Raw genomic sequence first — 20432 nt, forward strand, 5'->3', positions numbered from 1 at the left:
ACCTGTAGGTAAACTTATTTTAAGAAGAGTATATTAACTTGCTCTTGCCTCGATCTATGACACTTTGAACTTGGCGTTTGTCTGCTTTTCCACCAAAAATTTTAATCTTTTGACTAATCGAAGAAGATGGTTTTTGCACCTCACTATTCACTGGGTCAACATTATTTGCTTGTGCTGCAGGAGAAGCTTCAGATTTTGTTTGTAAACCAGCAGTCTTAGGCGGTACCAGTGACTTACCTGCCTTTGGCACAGAATGTAACGGAGATGTAGGTTTAGATTTTTCATTATCATCAGAACCATGACCACTGTCAGAACTATACCTTCTTTTTTTATTGTCTAGTTGAGAGTTTAGAGGTGTTGAATATGTACTTTTATTATCGCTCCAATCTTGTTCATACTCTTCACTTCTATTACTCGACACAGTATTACTATGATCTTGTAGCAATGGGATCATAGCTGATATTTTATTGAATACTCCTGTTAGTTGTTCTTTCTTTTGTCCCTCGTTAGTAGTATCTACTTTCTTAAGTTTTTTATGTGCTTCTTGAAGATCTTGCGGAAAAAAAACTGTGGGAGCGTTTTTTTGTGTAGTACTATCATTCTTAGGTTTATCAGACTTCTTCGGTGCACCATCATTAATAGTTTTTAACTTAGTACCTTCTCTTATCTGTTGAAACAGAGCAGAATGATTATTACCATTCTTAGTATTAGGTGCTGTAGGAACCTTTGTTACTGGCTGCATTTCTGCAGCATTGTCGTTATTTTTTTGTTGCTGTTCCTCAGGAACTTTACACTTTTCATTTCCTCCTAATTCACTATCAGGCTTTTTCTCACTCAGATCTATTTTTCTCTCACTGTTTACCGCAGAAACAAACAAGTTGATAAGATATGCAGCTGAGCTCAATGCAACTAATGCAGAAGTGACAGAAATTACTGCAAAAAGCACTGGCACTGCAATAGCACTTAATATTACTGAAATCGCAAGATAAGTGTATATCCCAGCTGTAACACTAGATATACATAGCAATAAAGTAGCAATTGAATATTTTAAGGCAGTTGCCTTACTCAGGCTAACTGAATTGTTAATTAAAATGGGAGTATCGATTTTTTGTCCTGCTGCAAATAACTTTTGATTTCCACTTTTATATTTCATTTTCTGTGTCTTATCATTATCAATACTATTTTGGCCATTTATAGGTTTTGTCAGCTCACTCTGTTTAGCATTGCTTTCACATTCTTCCTCAAGGTCTTGTTCAGATGCTTGTTGTATTCGTGCGAATTTAGGATTATTTTTCAACTCTGTAAGAATATTATAATTCTCAGATGGACATCTTTTTTTGATTGAGTGCTATTGTTAGTTCCTAAATTACCGGAAGGCTTATTACTATTACCCTGTGGAGGTTCCCATTTGTTCAAACCCTCAGGTGGTAAAGGAGGCGGTGGTGGCGGAATTGGTGACGGTATGTTATTATTAAACATTTTTTTCCTTCATTATTAATACAATACTAATAATAATTGAATTATTAATCAATGTCAATAATTTATGACTAAGTTAATGTTTATATTAAAGTAGTAACAATAATTATATGATATTTATAAAGTAACTTTCTCAGCATATTAGCAATTGCAACACGCTTCAATAACGCCAGATTAGGTAGATAATAATGTGACCTTACCCAGAAAAAGTAGAGAGGAAGTAAAGAAGTTTTTGCTATGAAAATAAAAAGTTCAGGAATGCAATGTAGAATGTCTACGCTGTTTATTATAAAAAATTTCTATATATTCAAATATTGCGGTGTTGTGCAGAGTATTGTGAAGTATCAATGAGTATGAGTGAACTAAAAAAGCTCTCTGAAACAGCATTATCATAACAACAACCTTTGTCTAGAAATAATACTTTTTGTACTCAGTAAAAATTGATAATTTTTAGAGGTGTATTGTGATCCTTGATCGCTATAAGCAGATTTGCGCAATAGCCATATCTATGCCTATCAACTAAATCTATTATTGCCAACCATCCTTGATTGGTTTTTATGTACGTAAACCCATATCTTGTTTAGTTGATCAGTGGTGAAATTCTGATTCAATATGTTATTTGTAGTTTTAAACCTTCATCTAAGCTTAGCTTGAATGCCATTTTTCTGCATAACATTGTTTTGATTTTACCTAAAGCCTTTAATTCAGTTTAGGAGCTCCGCACCTGCATTGTGATGCTTTTCTTTGTATGAGCTCTTCTCTTATTGTTTTTTTCTGAGTAATCCATCTATACAAGCAGATACGTTCAAAAACCTTCATAATTCCCGTGTTTTATAGCAGTTTTCATGTTCTTTTATAAAAACTCTTTTTGGTTTGCAAAATATCCCAGGGCTTTTTTTAAAATGTCTCTTTCTCTCGTTGCCAGCTCTTTCTTTAAATCAAACTTTTCTTTGTCACAAGTTCCTTTTCCTGGGTTCCAGACATTGTATGTTTTTACCCACCTGCTTAGCCGCTAATACCCAAATCTCTTCCTATTTTTGCTGATGATTGACCTGTTTCTTTTTCCAGTCTTCATTTTTGCATTCTGCTGTATGTTCTCTTCTTTTTGTCATATCACACCTCTTTGAAAAAACTTCTTAACTTCCTCTCTACTTTTTCTGGGTAAGGTCAGTTATTTGCAGAAAAACCAGGATACGGAAGAAGAAGGGTGAGCATAATAGGGGCGCTAAATGATGGGAAAACCATGGGTAATTGAAGGATATTGTAATAGTGGGATTTTTGAAGCTTATGCCGAGAACGTACTTATTCCGATATTAAAGCCTGATAATTCTTGATAATGCAAGCTTTCATAAATCTGAAAGAACCAGGAAGCTAATAGAAAATGTTGGATATAAAGTTCTATTTTTGCCCCCATACTTGCCGGATTTAAACCCAAAATTATGGTTTGCCATCAAACATGCGATAAGAAAAGCTCTACCAAGCTTTTGGCCTGATATTCATTCTACCATTGATTTTGTCTTTCAGTGCTCGGGGAAACCCTATTTCGGTTAGCTATAGAAAGTTTTTTCTCGCGACTGAAACAAATATTCGGATTTAATTTTCGTAACAAATCTGAGGTTAATTGTGAGGAGGAACTGCTACTCAAGTGTTATTTGCTTAACAAATTTACTGATATTGGCATAGCTAAATTTGAGATAGCTTCATGAATTTATTGTACGTTACCTACTATCCGAAGAGCGATGCAACAAAGCCATCCCAATGCGTGACACACAGCTGTACGAACATTGCTTATGGAAAAGAAGAAAGGTAATAATCGTAGACTTTTTCTGAATCACCACCGCAATATTCAATGACAGATTTCGAGTCTAAGTTCGTTGATAAAAGCTCTCCTTGTAAATTTGTAACTCTTGATTTCGCTGCGTTTCCTGTATTCCGTTAATAGAACAGAGGCAATGAGAATCATATACAACGTGACCAAAATTGTATTTACTATACCCGAGAAAATGTTTTGCATTGAGCTCCTGCTTGATAAATCTAAAAAAAATTTCTATCGAACAGCGCTTTTTGTAAAGAGTGCAAATCTCTTCAGCAGACATTTCGTAAATATTGGTAAAAATGTGAGAATCTCACCACTTTTTTGCTTTAATGAGCCTGATTTCAAACGACAAAAATCTTGAACCATCTTGCCCTAACTGGACTACCATATCTTCTATCAGTTCGAGCATTTCTGTTTGTATACCTGCAATTTTTGTGTGAATACGAACTATTTTATAACGAATATTGTCGTTGCCACGAGTGACAAAATGTATATCTTTTTTTAAAAATTCTTCAAAAGCTGCACGTTTTTGTAGCCCACGGTCGAATATACAAATTGACTCTTGACCATGATTTAAAATCATTTCCCGGAACGATTTATGATCCGAAAATCCTTCTGCCTGAGTACATAAATTAAGCAATTTTGCGAATCTTCCATCTGTTGAAATAGTGCATTTTATCATATTTTTCTCACAATATTTTGCGTTTCTGCAGGGAATACCAAGATGTAGTAATTTACTTGATAGCTGAAGTGTAGTTATCAGCAACTTTCGTTGATTTTCCGGAACTCTGCAACACGAACGAAAAAATCTTCTCAAAATACTTGACAGGTTAAGCGGCTTGCTACCGATGAATGGCGAGTATCTATATTGAACATTCTACGATAATTTTCCTCGATTGTCCGCAAACTCAGCTCATTTTTCTCCAGTATGCTATAGAGCAACAAATTGAAAACGTTTTCTCCAGTCAGCTTGCTAACCCTATACCAACTGCCTCATCTATTTTCTCTAGCTCTTTTCTAGGCAATTTTGATATTATTTCTTTGTAGTAGAACATCACATATCCCAAATTTCCACAATATTCTACTACTTTTTTAATGTTCGTACAGCTGTGTGCTTGACACTGGAATGACAACTTAAATTGTTCATAAAATTTGTTTCGGTAAACCTAAAGCTATAGCAGATACTGTTTTAATTTATGCAGTTAACCTTATTCTACTTATAGAATACACAACAGCTAAAAAAATAGCAAATTTTCTATCATTTGAATATAATTAAAGCTTTACCTAAACAGAAAGATGAACTACTTAATGGATTGTGTTTTTACATCTCTTTCCTTACCGCTTTTTATTACTGAGAATTATTTATTAATTACTGCGTTGATCCCACTTTTAAATGCATTAGCTATTTTTTTTACTAGTAAATGGCTAAGAGTAAGCAGTAGCGTTACTGTTGCTTCTTCTATGCTTCTATTTGCGTATACGTCTCTATGCACTTTATATTTGGTGTATGGTAATCATTCTCAATTTATTCTCATGGACTTTGGTAGTAATTTGCATATTAGTTTAAAGCTAGAGTCTAGTGGAGTAGTGTTCAGTTTATTAATATCATTTTTGTGGGTACTAACCAGTATATATGCAATATGTTATATGCGAAATAACTATGCTGATAATAATCACTCAAGTTTTCTATGCTTTTTTTCAATATCAATTAGCTGTGCAATATTTATTGCTTTTTCTGGAGATTTGCTCACTACATTTGTCTTTTATGAGCTTCTAACTATTAGTACATACCCTTTAGTTACTTACAACTCAACAAATGAATCAGTAGTTGCAGGACGCTATTACTTTGGTTTACTATTTTTCTCTTCTTTAGTGTTATTTTTTCCTGCAATAGGCCTCTTATATAATGAATTTCATACTTTAGACTTTGTGGATGGTGGAATATTCAAGTTTGATACTTCACTCATCACTTTTATTGCAGTGTGTTTTGCTATGCTGATTTATGGAGTAGGAAAAGCTGCGTTAATGCCAATGCATTTTTGGTTACCAAAAGCAATGGTTGCACCAACTCCTGTAAGCGCACTACTACATGCCGTTGCTGTTGTGAAATCAGGAGTGTTCATCATCATCAAAGTTATATTATACACTTTCGGCGTCGATAATATGCAACGTTTTGCACAGCAAAGTTGGTTTGCTGGAGGGTGGCTTCCATACGCTGCTGGATTTACTATTATTACTGCATCATTGATTGCATTAAAGCAAAAGGAATTAAAGAAATTGCTTGCTTACTCTACCACCTCTCAGTTGTCATATATTATATTGTTCGCTTCAATTTTTAGTGAATTCAGCATGAAGATTGCAATTTTTCAATTAATTTGCCACGCGTTTGCAAAAATTACTTTATTCTTTGTTGCAGGTAGCATAATAACGAAAACGGGTGAAAAATATATAGATAGAATTCACGGTATAGGACGCAGTATGCCAATTAGCATGATAGCATTCACTATAGGTGCATTGTCCATGATAGGAGTACCTCCTGCTCCGACTTTTTGGAGCAAATTTCTCATCTTTCAAGCTGTTTTTAACTCTAGTAATGTAACACTTTCTGTGTTTGTAACTCTAGTGTTAATTGTTAGTACTATACTCAATGCTCTATACTTTTTACCAATAATTTACAACGCCTTTTTCTCAAAGCCTTCTAGAAATTATTTTATTAAAAGGACACCAATGCTTCTAGTTTTACCTCCAGTTATTACTGCTATATGCACTTTAGTTATTTTTTTTAGCTACCAAATAATGTTATAAATATAATCATTTATATTTATAACTATTAACAATAAATTTAAATGGCACTATGCCAGCTAGAGTCGCTTTTATATTTGACAAAGTGAAGCTAACCTCCACAATATAATCTTTCATCTTCTTATTTTGCTCAGCTGTAAAAACTACAGTAGCGTTTCCAGTAAATGTAACTAAGTTCTTGGTCGATCGGTCAATAGATAGTGTTGTTACGTTTATGTTGGTAATTTTTCTTGTGGATGAAACAGCTTCATTGTTCACTTTTTCCTGAAAGTCTTGATAGATTTTATATATAGAATTATTTCTTATAAAATTTTCTTGATACTTTGGCTCAACAGTCTGAGAGGACTCGTATGTTTCAATATATTTACTTATTAAATACCTTGCTATGGAAGTGTACTCATCTTCTTTTTTACTAAAACTAAGTTTATGTATTGCAGAGAACTCATCTTCTGTGTGGTTCACATACTTCACAAAATTTAAATCTTTTTTAATAGGAAGTAATAGATATATGTTTAGTAGTAATAAACATAAGCATGCTAGGAGAAGTAACGCTATTAACGCCATCCAAGATCTTTCTACAACGCAGAACAGGTATCTGTGACAATACCACTCTACTGCTTTTCTGAAATAACTTTTGTTTTTTACTGACTCAAGCAATTTATCTTCCATAATACAATGTTACCAAACCCAATTATAACAACAATAACTCTAAAAAAACTTTAAAATATGTCTAAATTTTCCAAAATAGGATGAATTATTATATCACCCTGTTCTGCAATAAGGTGAAATTTATCGATTTTGCTCACATCTAAATTTATCATTTTTACACTAAAGCTTTCGGGATCATAAGTATTGCTTTCTGCACTTTTGTGGTAATTATAGTAGTGTAGGTTATTTTGATCATCAAAATAACCAAATTCATCAGCAAGGGCACCCACTTTCTTTCCTTTACCATCTCTGACTAGCTCAAAAAGATCAATTACATGGCTTTCAGATCCAGGCTCAATAGATCCTTCTGCAGCAAAAAACTTGGGTGCATGACCAACATACTCCTTAAATTTTAGATTATTAGTCTTTTTTATATTACCAAAATCTATGAATTTATATTCATCTGGAATACCAGAATATTGTGGATCATACTTTTTATATTCAAAAAACTCATTACCTAAAGAATTACAAAACGTTAGTTTATAGTCATTATGATTAAGTTTAACGACTTTAAGATAATGAAAACCTCCAGGAATCTTTACTTCTTCTTTCGTAATATGATTAAGTACGACTAGATCGCCACTGAGCATACGATAGCCAATTTTTGGCAAAGTAGCTATATTGATTGCCTTGTTTAGCTTAAAATTTGCCTCATAGATGCCACTTGATAGCTCCTTCCCTTTTTCTAAAGTGATGTCTTGGTCTAAAGCTGTATTCTTGATTAAACTCAATTCTTTCTGCATATTCAATATGGTTTTTGTTAAAACTTCTATTGATTGCCATACAGTTAACTTGTTATCAGTCAAATTATATACTTTAAGTATTAAATTAGCAGAATTTTATCATGAATTTATGTTAAAAGTATTATATTTTTGTGTCATGATGTTAACTACATTAGCTAAAACGTGTTTTTTATCTAAGCGGAATTGCTTTGCGGCAACGAAGAGTTCATCTACTTTTTTCCACTGACTCAGCAGAATTTCAACATCATTTACTTCTCTCTTTATCTTTTCTAAAATGGAGATTTGAATTATATACGATGCTAGTTCTAGCTCAATTTCACTATTAATTATTTTGCTAATTATATCAGAGTTATTTAGATTACGGAAAAGTGTATAAAAATACTTATGTGACTCATAAACACCACTATTTAGTGCATCAATTATCATTCCTGGCATTCCAGGAAATAAAGTAATGACTTCACCAAATGTTTTATCGTCAAATTTACATTGAGATGAAACAACTTGCTTTGTTTCATCATAAGTTAATGGAAGTAAATTCAGCTGAAAACACCTACATCGAATGGTAGTTTGTATATTATATGGCTTGTGGCTAATTATAAGTATTTTGGAATTTTTTGGCGGCTCCTCTAATATTTTCAATATTGCGTTTTTAGCATTATTAGTCATTGCTTCTAAGCTATCTATTATAGCTATTTTATATTCTGATTGAATAGGACTTAAGTGCAGAAAGTCTTTCATTTCTCTCACCTTTTCCACTCCTATTGTATCGCCTTCAACAATGTGTAAGTCCAATCCTGCTACGTCATAGTTTTTTGTAAGAAACCAGTTAGAAAAGGATTTTGCAAGTGTTGCCTTTCCTATACCTTTTTTACCACAGATCAGCCAAGATTGAACAGATAAGTTGTTCGTTATTTTTTTTTTTTGCTTGGGTGTGGCCTGTTACTTTTTTCATTCTTTCTCCTGTAGATCTTAGTTTGAAAATGCGTTATTTATTGTTTGTAATGAAATTTTACCTTTCCTTAAAACCTTAACCTTATCTCCAGTTAAGTCAATAATAGTAGACTCTATACCAGAAACTAGTTCATCATCCTCAATTACTGCAGATAAGTGTTGCTTAATAGATTGAGGTATATCGCTTGCTTTGCATATGCTTTTTTCTCCTGAAATGTTAATACTAGTTGCAACTATTGGAGTTTTCAGTTCATTTAATATTGAAATCGCAATAGGATGATCAGGAACTCTTATGCCTATGCTGCCTTTAAAGAATTCATTTGGTAACATGTTGTTGTTTTCAAGCGGTAAAATATAGGTAATTGGTCCAGGAGAAAAGTAGTTTATTAAATCAATATATCTTTCCTTTACCTTTGCTATTTTTGTCAAATTGTAAACATCACTAACAAATATAGAGAGTTGCTTATTTTGAGAACGCTTCTTGATCTGATATATTTTTTCTATAGATTCATTATCTAGCGCATTACAAGCAAGAGCATATACTGTCTCTGTTGGAAAGCATGCTAACAAATTATTCTTTATTGCGTTTGTTACTTCAAATACCATATAGCTAAAACTTATGCTTATAATAGCTTTTTGCTGCACGTTAACAATTGAGATACCGAAAATGAATCATATCTAGCATGCATTAATTACTATGTTGCATACTTACAGTAAATTTTATCAGCAACTGCTCATTTTTACAACAGATCTGCTACAACCCGAACTCCTCATTAATTTTATCAACTATTGCCCGTGGTGGATCTTCTCCCCATCCTGAATATAAAATCTCTCCATAGTCTGCAACATCTATAGAGCCAGTTCTGCTTTTTGCTAGAAACATTTCTCTTTTCTCTTTATCAATTAATACATAGTGCCAAGCTGATCTTCCACGGTCTTTACCACGGACTAAGTATACGAGATCTGATCTACTTCTTCTTGTTGCATCAGCAAAGGATCTTTCATTGATAGTCCTGCTTTTACTCTTTATACCACCACTTTCAGAAAAAGCTTCCTTAGCTTCAGCTTTTTTGCTTGCCAATTCAGAAATTTTTCCTTTTGCTCCTAGAGCACGTTCCTTAGTGTTTTGAGACGAATACTTACTGGAAAAACCTTCTCCTGTATTGTCAGGAGTCCTGTTTGTGAAGCGCTTAGTGAATGAGTCATTGTTATCGTTTTCTGCCATAAAAATCTCCAAATTTTAGATTGTAGGATCCAAATTTTTACTACACCCTATCATAGGTTAATTAAATTAATATAAATGAGAGATAATATAGTAATTATTACAGGAATTACGGCCTCAGGTAAATCAGAATTATGTGATAATCTGATAAAAAAGCATAAAAACATTAGCATAATAAACTGTGACTCAAAGCAGGTATACAAAAAAATTCCCATAATTACCGCTCAACCACCAAGGCAAGAAAAATTTTATAAACTATACGGTTATGTTTCAGTAAGAGAAAATTATTCTGTGGGTCTGTGGTTAGAGGATTTAGAAAAAGAAGTTAATCATGCATTAGAAAATGCGCAAATACCTATTATAACTGGAGGAAGTGGGCTTTACATCAGCAGCTTAATCAAAGGCTTATCATCAATTCCACAAATAAGCTGGGAAGTGAGAAAAAACGTAAGTGAACTTAGGAAAAATTTAAGTAAAGAAGAGTTCCACAAATTAGTGCTAAGCAAAGATCCAGGGATTCAAGGTGAAATATTTATTAATGACTCGCACCGTCTTTCAAGAGCACTTGAAGTTATTACTGAAACTGGCAAGTCGATTTTTGTATGGCAAGAAAATAGGCAGCCTCCTTTATTCAATAATTTTAAGGTATATACAATTCTACCTAAACGTGAGGACATATACCGAAAAATAAATTCTCGTTTTATTAAAATGGTTGAAAATGGAGCAATTGATGAAGTAAAAAACCTACTTAGCATGAATCTATCTCCAAACTTACCAGCTGTGAAAGCACATGGAGTGCCAGAAATTATAAAATACTTAAAAGGTGAGATTACTTTAGACGAAGCAATACAAATTGCTCAAATAAACACAAGGCACTACGCAAAACGCCAGTACACCTGGTTTAAAAATCAATTTCCAAATTCTGAAGTGATTGATTGTGCAAATAAGCTAACGGCGCTTGAAATATTTTAATTGTTAGTTTCAAGGTGTATTTCCATGTTCATTGCTATGAATGGGCAGATCTACATCTTCGAGGTGGCTCATCGGATCGCCTAAATCGTGCTCTATTTCTACTTCAAACTTAAATCCTAATTTCTCGCAGAATTTGTAGAAATATTCTTTAATAATATCAAATAAATTTCTATCATCGATTTTATAATCTCTCAATTTTCGAGGAACAGTAAGTGACAATTTGCCATCTTTATATATCACATCATCTTTTCCATCTTGAGATTCAAGTGTAAATTCCAGTGAGCTGGATAGGTCACATACCTTGTCACCGCATTTACCGTCACTTTTTTGGAAGAGTATTGGTAATGTCATATCAGATCTAACACTCACATTATTTGGGCTAATACAGTCAATACTTATTACTTTTTTGGGATTTGCCATCATGAATGAATGTTGGAAGAGTTCATATTGAAACTCTGCATGTACAACAGCTTCATATCCTGCTTGATTACAATTGGTAACTAGTTCCTCTAAGATAGAGTCACTTGGAACTTGAACTTTAGCACGTTCAAATATTTCCTTGAAAACTGCTTTTGCAAATGGTCGATAATTTCCGCTCTCTTCCTTTTGTAATAGGTGAGCATAATTTGTACCTAGATTGTAAAATTCTTCAAATTTCTTTTTGTATTGGTCAGCTTTTTTATCATCAGGAGTTTTTTCGTTTTTGGAATGTTCATCCCAAGCTTTTCTAAGCCCATTTTCCTTAGCTCCTTTTGTTAAAGCAAAAGTTAAAGTGCTATCTATACTTTTTTTTGTTAACAATAAAGTTCATTCTGTGAAAATCTAAGAACATTGTTTCACCAGAGTGTGCTTTATCATTATTTTCACTCACTCTTAACATGCTAAAATTAAACTTCTCTGCCTGAGCTTTTAGCGTAACTAATCGATTTTCCTTTTTTTCTGATTTAGAGTTGTTCATTATTAACACTTTGATATGAACTGCTAATAGTATAATAATACACAAAAATAGTTAATAAGTCAATAAAATATTGCATAGCTTGACTATAGGGTGACAGGATTTTAGTAAGGCTCTATTATGGATAAACTGTTTTATATAGTATGGAGCAACCAGATATACTGATTTTTCTGAGCAGCAAACTAGGAAATATACCTAAGTTTCATTCTGCAATATTGCCTAAACTTTGTGGTGGAGATAGAGTAATGGACTTGCTGTTTTATAGGCCGCTCAGTTATGTGGATAGAAGTAAATCGCTACTTGACGCACAAATTGGAGAATTTACAACTTTCATGGCAAAAGTTTATGAGCATCAACCGCCCACTTTTAGAGGGAGGCCATATAAAGTAGTTGTCGAAAGTGAAAGTCAGTATGTATTTATAGTCTTTTTTAATTACTCAATTAAATACTTGCATAAACTATTTCCAATCGGAGCCAATGTAATCATCAGTGGGAAACTCGAAAAATTTGCTGAACATTGGCAAATCACTCACCCAGATTATGTATCGCTTAACATTAGCCAATTTGAAGAAATAGCTTGCATAGAGCCGATTTACCAATTATGTCGTGGTATTACTAATAAAAGCATTAGAAATATAATAAACTCTAACCTAGAAGGACTGCCCGATTTGCCAGAGTGGATAGATGGAACATTAATCAAGCAAAAGAAATGGCTGAATTGGAAAGAAAGCATCATAAGATTGCACAGACCAAGCTCATTGGCAGAAGCAGAAGTTTGTAGAGAAAGACTTGCTTATGATGAACTATTTGCGTATCAGCTGGCACTAAAATTTGCAAGGGAAAACCATGTAAAAAAGGAGGGAAGGGAATTTGTCATATTGAGTAAATACAAAGAGCAAGTCTTAAATGGATTGCCGTTCCAATTAACAAATGATCAAATTCGAGCGATAGATGAAATCGCAGAGAGACAAAAATCAAAATACCGCATGGTAAGCCTGCTTCAAGGTGATGTTGGTAGTGGCAAAACTGTAGTTGCACTCTTTGCGATGCTGAATGTGGTAGAAAATAATATGCAGGCAGCTCTAATGGCACCAACTACTATTTTGGCGGAGCAACATTATAATTGGATCGAAGAAGCTCTATCTTGTACTGATATAAAAGTTGCTCTGCTTACTGGTAAAACTTCGCGCAAGGAAAGAAGGACTATCATGAACGAACTTGCAAGTGGTGTTTTAAATATAGTGATTGGCACTCATACACTATTTCAAGCCAACGTTACGTTTAAAAATTTAGGGCTTGCAGTCATAGACGAACAACAGCGATTTGGAGTGATGCAGAGGAATCGCTTGGTAGGAAAAGGAGAAAATCCCGATATACTTTTTGTTACTGCAACTCCCATTCCAAGAACCTTGCAGCAAGCTATGTATGGTGACGTTGAATGTTCAATTTTGAAAGAAAAACCAAAATCCAGATTGCCAATAAAAACTGTAACTATGAACATTAGTAGGGTGCCAGATGTTATTGAAAAGCTAAAAGGTGCTATAAACAGGGGCGAAAAAGCATATTGGATTTGTCCATACATAGAAGAAAACGAAGAACTCAATATTGCTGCAGCAGAAATGCGCTTTCAGGAATTACAAAAAACATTTTTTGATAAAATTAGCATAATACATGGAAAATTGACTCAGGAGCAGAAAGATCAAGTTATGTTTTCCTTCAAGAGGAATGAATTTTCTCTCCTAGTTTCAACTACTGTAATAGAAGTTGGTATAGATGTACCAGATGCAACTATTATGATTATAGAGAATGCAGAACAATTTGGGTTATCGCAATTACATCAGTTAAGAGGTAGGGTAGGACGAGGCAATAAGCCCTCCTTTTGTGTGCTCTTATACGACAATCTAAGTAAAAGTTCGTCTTCAAAGTTAAAGATTATGTGTGAGTCACAAGATGGATTTTACATTGCTGAAAAAGATATGATGCTAAGAGGCAGTGGAGATATCTTAGGCATAAAGCAATCAGGATACATGGAATTTAAATTTGCTGACCTATATAAGGACAGAGAGTTGCTCAATCTTGCGTATAACAATGCAAAGGGCGTAATGGCTGATTTTGAATTACTGCTTGATATATTCAAATATAGGAGTAGGCTGCATTTTTCAAAATTTCAGTAGCTTGCACTATCTTCTGAGCCATAACCTTCATCAATAGAAACCACTTGACAAACGGGAGTATTCAACAAACCATATTAGTCAAGTTAAGGAAAAATAAGAGTGAAGAGGATAGAATAATAAGGTGTAAGTTCTCCCCGATACATTTTTAGTGAGAGAAGCAACAATGAATAAAATAACTCGTTCATCAAAGAACCTCAATGAATTTTCAATGAAAAAGCAATCGGTTAAGATAGAAAAGAAAGATATCAACTATGTTTAAAAATTTTTTATTTGTGTAATTTTGCAACTTCATATGGGCAATAAAACCCCGTTTTGTCGTATAAGAATAGAATTTTATATCAAACAGCTACTACCTTGCTTAAGCCAATGAATATGTGCGTTTAGTGTGTGTGTGGACGCACATATTCATTAACTAATTTTAATTATTGCCATGTAAATTTCTAAACATGCAAATTAATTGCTTCTTTAAGTCTGGCATTGGCGATGACTATAATTTTACGCATAAGTGCAGTGAGTGCTACCATCTTTCTTTTACCACTATCAATAAGCTTACAATAAAAAGCAGCAAGTTCTGACTTGGAGTTTCTAGCAGCCATAGCAGCTGTGAAAAGCTTTGAACGAACGTTACTTCTTCCACCTATAATCCTTCGGTAACCAATAGCTTTACCACTTTCCTTAGGATGAGGTGCAACACCTGCAAGGCTTGCAACTTGCCTTTTGTTTAAGGAACCAAGTTCCGGTATAAGGCACAATAAACATTGAGAGGTTTTTCTACCTATTCCAGGAACTGTTTCAAGAATCTTCTGGTATCGGTTCAGTTCAGGGTTTTCATTGACTATTTTTTGTATAGCTTGATCAAGCTTTTCTACCTGATTATTGAGGAATTCAATAGTTTGTTGACAACTTTCCTTAATGTAATCATTTCCAGGAGTTTTAAGCCTATTTTTTTCTTGAACAAGCATTTTCGTAATATCATCACGACGCTGACAAAGTGTAAATAAGGTGGTTTGTTCTTTTGAGATAGGTGTAAATAGCTGCAGACGTCCACAACGCTCAACACCATATTGGGCAAGCGCTTTTGCATCCAGATTGTCAGTCTTTGCCAAAGTTCCATGAGATAGAATGAAGTTTTTAACTTGACGAGTATTAGCACGATGCACAGCAATGTTTCTGTCAATAAGAAAATACAATAAGCCAAGCTCATAGCCTCCTGTAGCTTCTAAAATTATCATGGAATTGGGTAAGATATTTGAAAATTTTTGGTAAAATTGTTTCCAGCCAGAACAACTATTGTCAAACTTGATAACACTTTTTTGTTCATTCACTGCAATGACAAATTCAAGTTTTCCGATATCAATGCCAATAAAATTTTGATAAGATATAACCATAAAGAACCTCGAGAGTTTAAGTTAAAATTTAAGATTGTAAACGGGTGCATATGTATGTCCCAAACAACTATTCAAACGTCTCGAAGGATAGGCTTGAGTACCTTGATATCTACGTATGTGTAATACTACCGTCTTACGGTCGCTCAAGCCTTTGATAACTATATTTTTTTATAGAGCTACCTTCCTTCTTGCTTCTTTTATATCATATTTCCAACTTACAACCGTCTTGCTAGTCAACAAAAAAATTACTCAAGCTGTATCATAAAATCAAAAAATACTTCTGATTGTGTAACAGTACACAGATTACAGTTAGTGAATATGTTGAATGGATTGGAAGCATTTTTTGATTTTAAACTACAGTCAACATCCTAGTTCTGTAATTCTTGATATGATTTGGATCAAAAGCACTTTTGGATGTCAGGATACCGAAAATGATATGGAGTAGCTTACGCTCCCACAATTGCCATATTATGCTTACCCTTCTTCTTTAGTCTTTGGCAAAAACTCACAATGATAGGATTGTGATTCTTGGCTACTATGGCAGGAAAGAAAAGGGCCTTACGTAATGTTTGTAACCTGATTTACTTAATCTTGGTTTAGAATGTACAGATGAACCTGATGTTATATTTTTCGGTATAACTCCTGTATATGCTGCCAATTGCCTGGCATCTCTAAAAGCTTTTATGTCAGGGATTTCAGCTAAAATAGCTATTGCTGATTCCTCTCCTATTCCTGGAATAGTCAATAGAAGCTGAAAATTTTCCAACAATTCTTTGTGCTGCTTTAATAGTTTGCGTATGGAGTTTTTTATTATTTCTATTTTTTTAACTATATTCGTTGCAAGATCCTCCCAAGCATTTGCAACTTCTTTAGGCAGTCTCTCTTTTTTTTCTAGGTGGTTATTTACTAATTCTTTTAACGCAACTGAGCAACGATAAAGATGTTTTAATTTTTTCATTTCAGAAGAAGGTGGTGTCCAACGAGTTGGTTCCTGTCTTTGGCAATAATCAGCAATAATTTCTGCATCAGTCTGATCATTCTTTTGTCTTACGAGCTTACTCCTTGTATAAGATTTAATACAATAAGGATTTACAACACTAACAAAATGTCCAGCATTGTGCAGAAATTCAGCCAAAGCTTCGCTATAACAACCACATGCATGCCTTTACTTCTTCCACATTATGCTTTTGTAGAAAACTCAGCAGACCTTGAAACCCAAGATCATCGTTCTTAAAGCTCCTTTTCCTAGTTTCACGCTTTTCTTTTTTACTTATGAATGAAAGAAAAACATCAAAGCGATCTTTTGATACATCAATTCCAAGAAAGTTGTTGATCATATATAACCCCATACGTTACCATTTAAAACGAAAAGTAAGCCTTCTAAGAAACTCCCTCAACCAGTTCATCTTTTTGAACTAAGATGTAGCCAAATTCCTGTGCTTTTTTGATCAAGTTTTTTTTAACTCTCTCTTTGTAACGTGTTTCATAATAGTTCATTCCTTTTTCAACATATTCTTACCCATACTTTAGCATACTATAAAAAATGCATGCTAGTTTTCTTGCGGTAGCCGTGATTGCTTTTGGTGCACCTAGTCGTCTCTTTATTCTTCTACAGTACGCACCTATTCCGCTGTTGCTTCTTGATACACAGTGAGCAGCTATTCGAAATGCATTTGCAGCACGATTAATGACTTTACGCGTTCTTGTGCTAAACACTTTTTCTCCTGTAATTTTATTGGCAGGGCTAACCACGATGAAAAGTGTTTTTCTGTCCGCCATCTATTAGGGTTTATGCCAGTTTCTGAAATTATTGTTTGTATGGTTACTACATCAAGTCCTGGAACTTTTCCCTACCTGTAATTCTATGCAGTTCTTCGTGTATAGCAAAATTTGGCCTATGTTTTGTAGACTTACGCTTTATTTTATTACATAGCTTGTTCCCACCTGACTTTGTCTCAAATGTTTTATAATATCCTTCAATACTTCTATCACATTCTGCTATTTTTTCCTGATAAATATTGTATAGCTCAAACTCTTGTTTTAGTGTAAACAGGTGTTCCTCTCTATAGTTAATGCTTTTGCAATGGTAGATTTATCATTTTTTATTCGTCCATCTCTTAATTCAGCTAATTTTTCTGGATTTCTTTCACCCTCAAGTATTGCTTTAATAATTTGCATGCCAGTAACTCCTGTTATATCGCTTATCACCTTATGCAATTGAATGCTCATTTGAATTAACGCTTTTTGCATACGTTGAATGTGTGCTGCTGCACTTTTTATTAGGTTATCTCGTTGTCTAGCGTAGCTGCGTAATACACAAATTTGATTATCTGGTCTAAATGCAGTCCATAGCTATGCAGTTGTTGTAACCACTGGCAATCATCAGATTTTCTTCCAGGCACATTCTTAACATATTTTGCGTTTACTAATTTTACTTCAAATCCATATGATTCAAGTACTTGAAACAAGGGGATCCAATACACTCCTGTTGATTCCATGGCTATTGTAGTAACTTTGCACCTCTTTAACCACTTTGCTAAGTTATAAAGATCTTCTGTGAAGCAGCAGAATTTTTGTATATTCTGTTTATCTCTTCCTTCTGGTACACATACATAATGCACAGATATCTATTCCTGCCGCATCAGACCTCTAATTTACTTTTTGTTTTTGCCATTTCTAACCTCCATCATATAATAATTGAAAAGCACTTCAGCTTGGAACGGTTGAATTATACGCTCTTCTAATCGAGGTAGTCTCAAAGACTCCATCAGTGATTTTCCTTCCAAAACCATGCTAACCTACGGGCACTAAGGCACCATTGCCTACTCGGCTATAACTGCAGAAGCGCTTCTCCGTAAAATTATATTCAAAAAAGTAGAAAATAGGAGTTTCTTTCTGGTTTGACAGGTTTTATATCTGTCCGATGCTAACCTTGTGGATACAGAATTAGAGCCATTTAGGTCTTTCTACGATACCGTCCAGCCTATACTTTTGAGGAGGGAACTCTTATCTTTCTTACAGATTTTATATCTAAGAGGAGAAACAGAGTTCTTCCCTCCTCCACCTAATGCTTAAGCTTAAAACATTAGATGCTTTTTACAAGATACAAGAAGGGAAGCGGTAAAAATTATTTTAGACATTAAACGATAAAATTAGTAATTTATAGACTCTTAAAAAAAATTATCTTATTTTAGATCAAGATTTCTTAAAAAATAAATATAACAAATAAACCTTAAATGGTTGCTATATTGGGCGTATTCTCTTAACTTGATTCGTATGCTTTTTTGAACATTCCCTTAAATGGAGCTTTAACGCTCCACTAAACGGGTACCCAATTGTTCAACACTATCAATTTCAATTTGTAAAGTGTCCTTTATAAATTTATTAGCCTGGTCTGCACTCATAAAAACTGTATATTTATTAGGTATTAACCTTTTTACAGTAGCTCTAACTTCCTTCATCACGTGATTTAAGAAGCTCATCAATTTCTTTGTCCTTCAGATAAAATGTGCAATCATAGCTATGCTTTTTGAGATCCAGAAGTTTAGCAAAGCTATCACGATCATTCTTATGGTGAAAGGCCACATTTATACCTGCTATTTTGTCCGTTTCTTGCAACTTTCCATCTTTATCTATTATCTGTGCCTTAGCAAGCGCAACTGTAGGTTTATGGCCATAATTTGCTCCAATAACTCTTCTTATTGAGTGTTCTATTGCCATTTTTTGCACTTCGGGATTTTCATCAAACTCTTTCAGAAAATTAAGGTGTAAGTTAACATATTCAGAGTATTTCAATCTGTGTTTTTTATATACAGTTGGTTTATAGGACGGTTCATTTGTAGGTGACTTATAGCTTGCAAGAAGCAATTTTTGTTCATGCTGTTCATTAAATTCTTTTACCCTTTTAAAATGTCTTTCATATTGAGTCAACCCATCTTTTCCTTTTTTCTCCATCTTTTTCAAAAATCTCTCTACAGGCTCTTGTTTGGCTGGAGTAATTTTACGCATAAGCGGAATTTGTTTTTGTAAGATAACCCAATATGGTAAGCAGACAACTTTTGCATCTTTTGAAAATAGACCTTCTAATTTTTTCACTGCATTGTATAAGTTTGCTGATTCTGGTTTATAATGCCCACTATTATTGTCTATATAAGTTATTTTACCATTTACCACTTTCATTAGACCAGAACATAAAACTGGCCTACCACCTGCAAGAGTTGAATGACGATAAGCCCATTCGCTTTCATTAATATTAATATGTTCATGTGTTACTAGTTTTCCATCAAGCGTAATCACATAAGCTAACACAACCTTTTTTGCCCTTACTAATTTTATCAGTTGTATCATATGTTTTGCCTTTACCTTCCACTTCTGGCATTAAGTCCACGTATAATTTTCCTTTATAAGGAATTTTAGTATGTTCTGCTTGATCATTTGGAGTAAAACACTTAACCCTTGTATTAGTTCCAGGAATTTTTCTTCCTTCAACTCCAACTTCTAGAAAAAAATTATATCGTGGAAAAAAATAAGTAAAATTACTTTCTATCCAGTGCAAAATTCTGTTTATAATACCAAAAACTTTTTCGTTATCTAAATCAATAGAGAGTTGCTGTTCTTTTGGTACTGTTTCATGATCGGACTTTGTACCAGATTTGCCAAATTCTTTGGCAGCATATTTAAATTTTCCTAATAAATATTCCTTACGTTCTTTTGATACTAACACTTTTACCTTACCAGTTACTATTTTATCTTATATTGTTTTAGACAAAAAGTCAACTTCTTAAGATTTTAAGAAAAGAAAAAGCGTCAGCAAGACAGCTACCAACAATGTGAAAAATCGTCATTCCGCTACTTGTTAGCGCTGCAACTTGTTCAGCCATATACTCCTAGATTTCATGCAGGAAGATGTCATGAAAGCAGTCTTTTCATCATTAAAAAAGTGCTTTCGTGCTTACCCAATTCAGCTGGATTCCAGTGTCACGCACTGGAATGACAATTAAAGAGAAACTCCACGCACAGCTATTATCATAGGAAGATGTCATTCCAGTACTTCCTCTCTTGTCATTCAAGTAGCTCCTTTGTTGTCATCCCAGTGCTTCTTCTTTTGTCATTCCAGTGCGTGACTGGCATCCAGCAAAATTGATCACAAACAAGACAACATTTTCGGTCAAAAACCAGTGTCTGGGCACTGGCATGACAACGTTATAAAGGAACCTGTTTCAGCT

General features: G+C 33.9%; 16 protein-coding genes and 4 pseudogenes. 4 read left to right on the forward strand and 16 right to left on the reverse strand.

Features of this window, described 5'->3' with window-relative positions:
- Positions 1 to 19: 19 nt before the first annotated feature.
- Positions 20 to 1297, reverse strand: coding sequence for a WH2 domain-containing protein (locus ABLO99_RS03960; protein WP_349968364.1), 1278 nt, complete (start codon positions 1295 to 1297; stop codon positions 20 to 22).
- On the reverse strand, positions 1294 to 1479 hold the full coding sequence (locus tag ABLO99_RS03965; protein WP_349968366.1) for a hypothetical protein: 186 nt from the start codon (positions 1477 to 1479) through the stop codon (positions 1294 to 1296). The genes ABLO99_RS03960 and ABLO99_RS03965 overlap by 4 nt, the downstream gene beginning before the upstream one ends.
- Positions 1480 to 2850: 1371 nt before the next feature.
- On the opposite strand from ABLO99_RS03965, the gene ABLO99_RS03975 reads away from it, so the two are divergent.
- Positions 2851 to 3027 carry a transposase gene (locus tag ABLO99_RS03975; protein ID WP_238580400.1) on the forward strand — a complete coding sequence of 59 codons (177 nt, stop codon included), beginning with the start codon at positions 2851 to 2853 and terminating at the stop codon, positions 3025 to 3027.
- Positions 3028 to 3341: 314 nt separating this feature from the next.
- Here ABLO99_RS03975 and ABLO99_RS03980 read toward each other — a convergent pair whose 3' ends face one another.
- Together ABLO99_RS03980 and ABLO99_RS03985 are read right to left on the reverse strand one after the other, a co-directional pair.
- Positions 3342 to 3572, reverse strand: a complete 231-nt coding sequence (locus tag ABLO99_RS03980; RefSeq protein WP_349968368.1) for a hypothetical protein — start codon at positions 3570 to 3572, stop codon at positions 3342 to 3344.
- A 30-nt stretch (positions 3573 to 3602) separates the two neighbouring features.
- Positions 3603 to 4109 (reverse strand): hypothetical protein, encoded by a 507-nt coding sequence (locus ABLO99_RS03985; protein WP_349968370.1) that lies wholly within the window; start codon positions 4107 to 4109, stop codon positions 3603 to 3605.
- A gap of 491 nt (positions 4110 to 4600) precedes the next feature.
- On the opposite strand from ABLO99_RS03985, the gene ABLO99_RS03990 reads away from it, so the two are divergent.
- Positions 4601 to 6097, forward strand: coding sequence for a proton-conducting transporter membrane subunit (locus tag ABLO99_RS03990; protein ID WP_047759318.1), 1497 nt, complete (start codon positions 4601 to 4603; stop codon positions 6095 to 6097).
- Between the two features lie 6 nt (positions 6098 to 6103).
- Here the strand turns inward: ABLO99_RS03990 and ABLO99_RS03995 are convergent, their stop codons facing one another.
- The 5 genes and pseudogenes from ABLO99_RS03995 to ABLO99_RS04015 form a co-directional block, all read right to left on the reverse strand.
- The gene (locus ABLO99_RS03995) at positions 6104 to 6763 is read right to left on the reverse strand and encodes a VirB8/TrbF family protein (protein WP_349968373.1); all 660 of its coding nucleotides are present in this window, start codon (positions 6761 to 6763) and stop codon (positions 6104 to 6106) included.
- Positions 6764 to 6813: 50 nt separating this feature from the next.
- On the reverse strand, positions 6814 to 7608 hold the full coding sequence (locus tag ABLO99_RS04000; RefSeq protein WP_349968376.1) for a hypothetical protein: 795 nt from the start codon (positions 7606 to 7608) through the stop codon (positions 6814 to 6816).
- A gap of 36 nt (positions 7609 to 7644) precedes the next feature.
- Positions 7645 to 8497: pseudogene (locus ABLO99_RS04005) on the reverse strand (AAA family ATPase).
- 17 nt (positions 8498 to 8514) lie between these two features.
- Positions 8515 to 9102 (reverse strand): L-threonylcarbamoyladenylate synthase, encoded by a 588-nt coding sequence (locus ABLO99_RS04010; RefSeq protein ID WP_349968378.1) that lies wholly within the window; start codon positions 9100 to 9102, stop codon positions 8515 to 8517.
- 148 nt (positions 9103 to 9250) lie between these two features.
- Positions 9251 to 9721, reverse strand: coding sequence for a hypothetical protein (locus tag ABLO99_RS04015; protein ID WP_349968380.1), 471 nt, complete (start codon positions 9719 to 9721; stop codon positions 9251 to 9253).
- A 75-nt stretch (positions 9722 to 9796) separates the two neighbouring features.
- Between ABLO99_RS04015 and miaA the strand changes: the two genes are divergently transcribed.
- Positions 9797 to 10690 (forward strand): tRNA (adenosine(37)-N6)-dimethylallyltransferase MiaA, encoded by an 894-nt coding sequence (gene miaA, locus ABLO99_RS04020; protein WP_047759313.1) that lies wholly within the window; start codon positions 9797 to 9799, stop codon positions 10688 to 10690.
- 9 nt (positions 10691 to 10699) lie between these two features.
- Here miaA and ABLO99_RS04025 read toward each other — a convergent pair whose 3' ends face one another.
- Both ABLO99_RS04025 and ABLO99_RS04030 read right to left on the reverse strand, forming a co-directional pair.
- Complete coding sequence (locus tag ABLO99_RS04025; protein WP_349968381.1) at positions 10700 to 11491, reverse strand: hypothetical protein; 792 nt, start codon at positions 11489 to 11491, stop codon at positions 10700 to 10702.
- Complete coding sequence (locus tag ABLO99_RS04030; protein WP_349968384.1) at positions 11466 to 11693, reverse strand: hypothetical protein; 228 nt, start codon at positions 11691 to 11693, stop codon at positions 11466 to 11468. Before ABLO99_RS04030 ends, ABLO99_RS04025 begins: the two co-directional genes overlap by 26 nt.
- Positions 11694 to 11788: 95 nt before the next feature.
- Between ABLO99_RS04030 and recG the strand changes: the two genes are divergently transcribed.
- Complete coding sequence (gene recG, locus ABLO99_RS04035) at positions 11789 to 13819, forward strand: ATP-dependent DNA helicase RecG (protein WP_349968387.1); 2031 nt, start codon at positions 11789 to 11791, stop codon at positions 13817 to 13819.
- A gap of 440 nt (positions 13820 to 14259) precedes the next feature.
- Here the strand turns inward: recG and ABLO99_RS04040 are convergent, their stop codons facing one another.
- The 5 genes and pseudogenes from ABLO99_RS04040 to ABLO99_RS04060 form a co-directional block, all read right to left on the reverse strand.
- A complete protein-coding gene (locus ABLO99_RS04040) occupies positions 14260 to 15207 on the reverse strand; it encodes an IS110 family transposase (protein WP_349967103.1) in 948 nt (315 codons plus the stop codon).
- A gap of 349 nt (positions 15208 to 15556) precedes the next feature.
- Positions 15557 to 16544, reverse strand: a pseudogene (locus tag ABLO99_RS04045) (IS110 family transposase).
- A 43-nt stretch (positions 16545 to 16587) separates the two neighbouring features.
- Positions 16588 to 17831: pseudogene (locus tag ABLO99_RS04050) on the reverse strand (IS110 family transposase); the annotation flags it as partial.
- 684 nt (positions 17832 to 18515) lie between these two features.
- On the reverse strand, positions 18516 to 18668 hold the full coding sequence (locus ABLO99_RS04055; RefSeq protein ID WP_349968388.1) for a hypothetical protein: 153 nt from the start codon (positions 18666 to 18668) through the stop codon (positions 18516 to 18518).
- Positions 18655 to 19930: pseudogene (locus tag ABLO99_RS04060) on the reverse strand (hypothetical protein). Before ABLO99_RS04060 ends, ABLO99_RS04055 begins: the two are co-directional and overlap by 14 nt.
- Positions 19931 to 20432 lie beyond the last annotated feature (502 nt).

It is taken from the genome of Wolbachia endosymbiont of Armadillidium arcangelii, from assembly GCF_040207875.1.
Classification (GTDB): domain Bacteria; phylum Pseudomonadota; class Alphaproteobacteria; order Rickettsiales; family Anaplasmataceae; genus Wolbachia.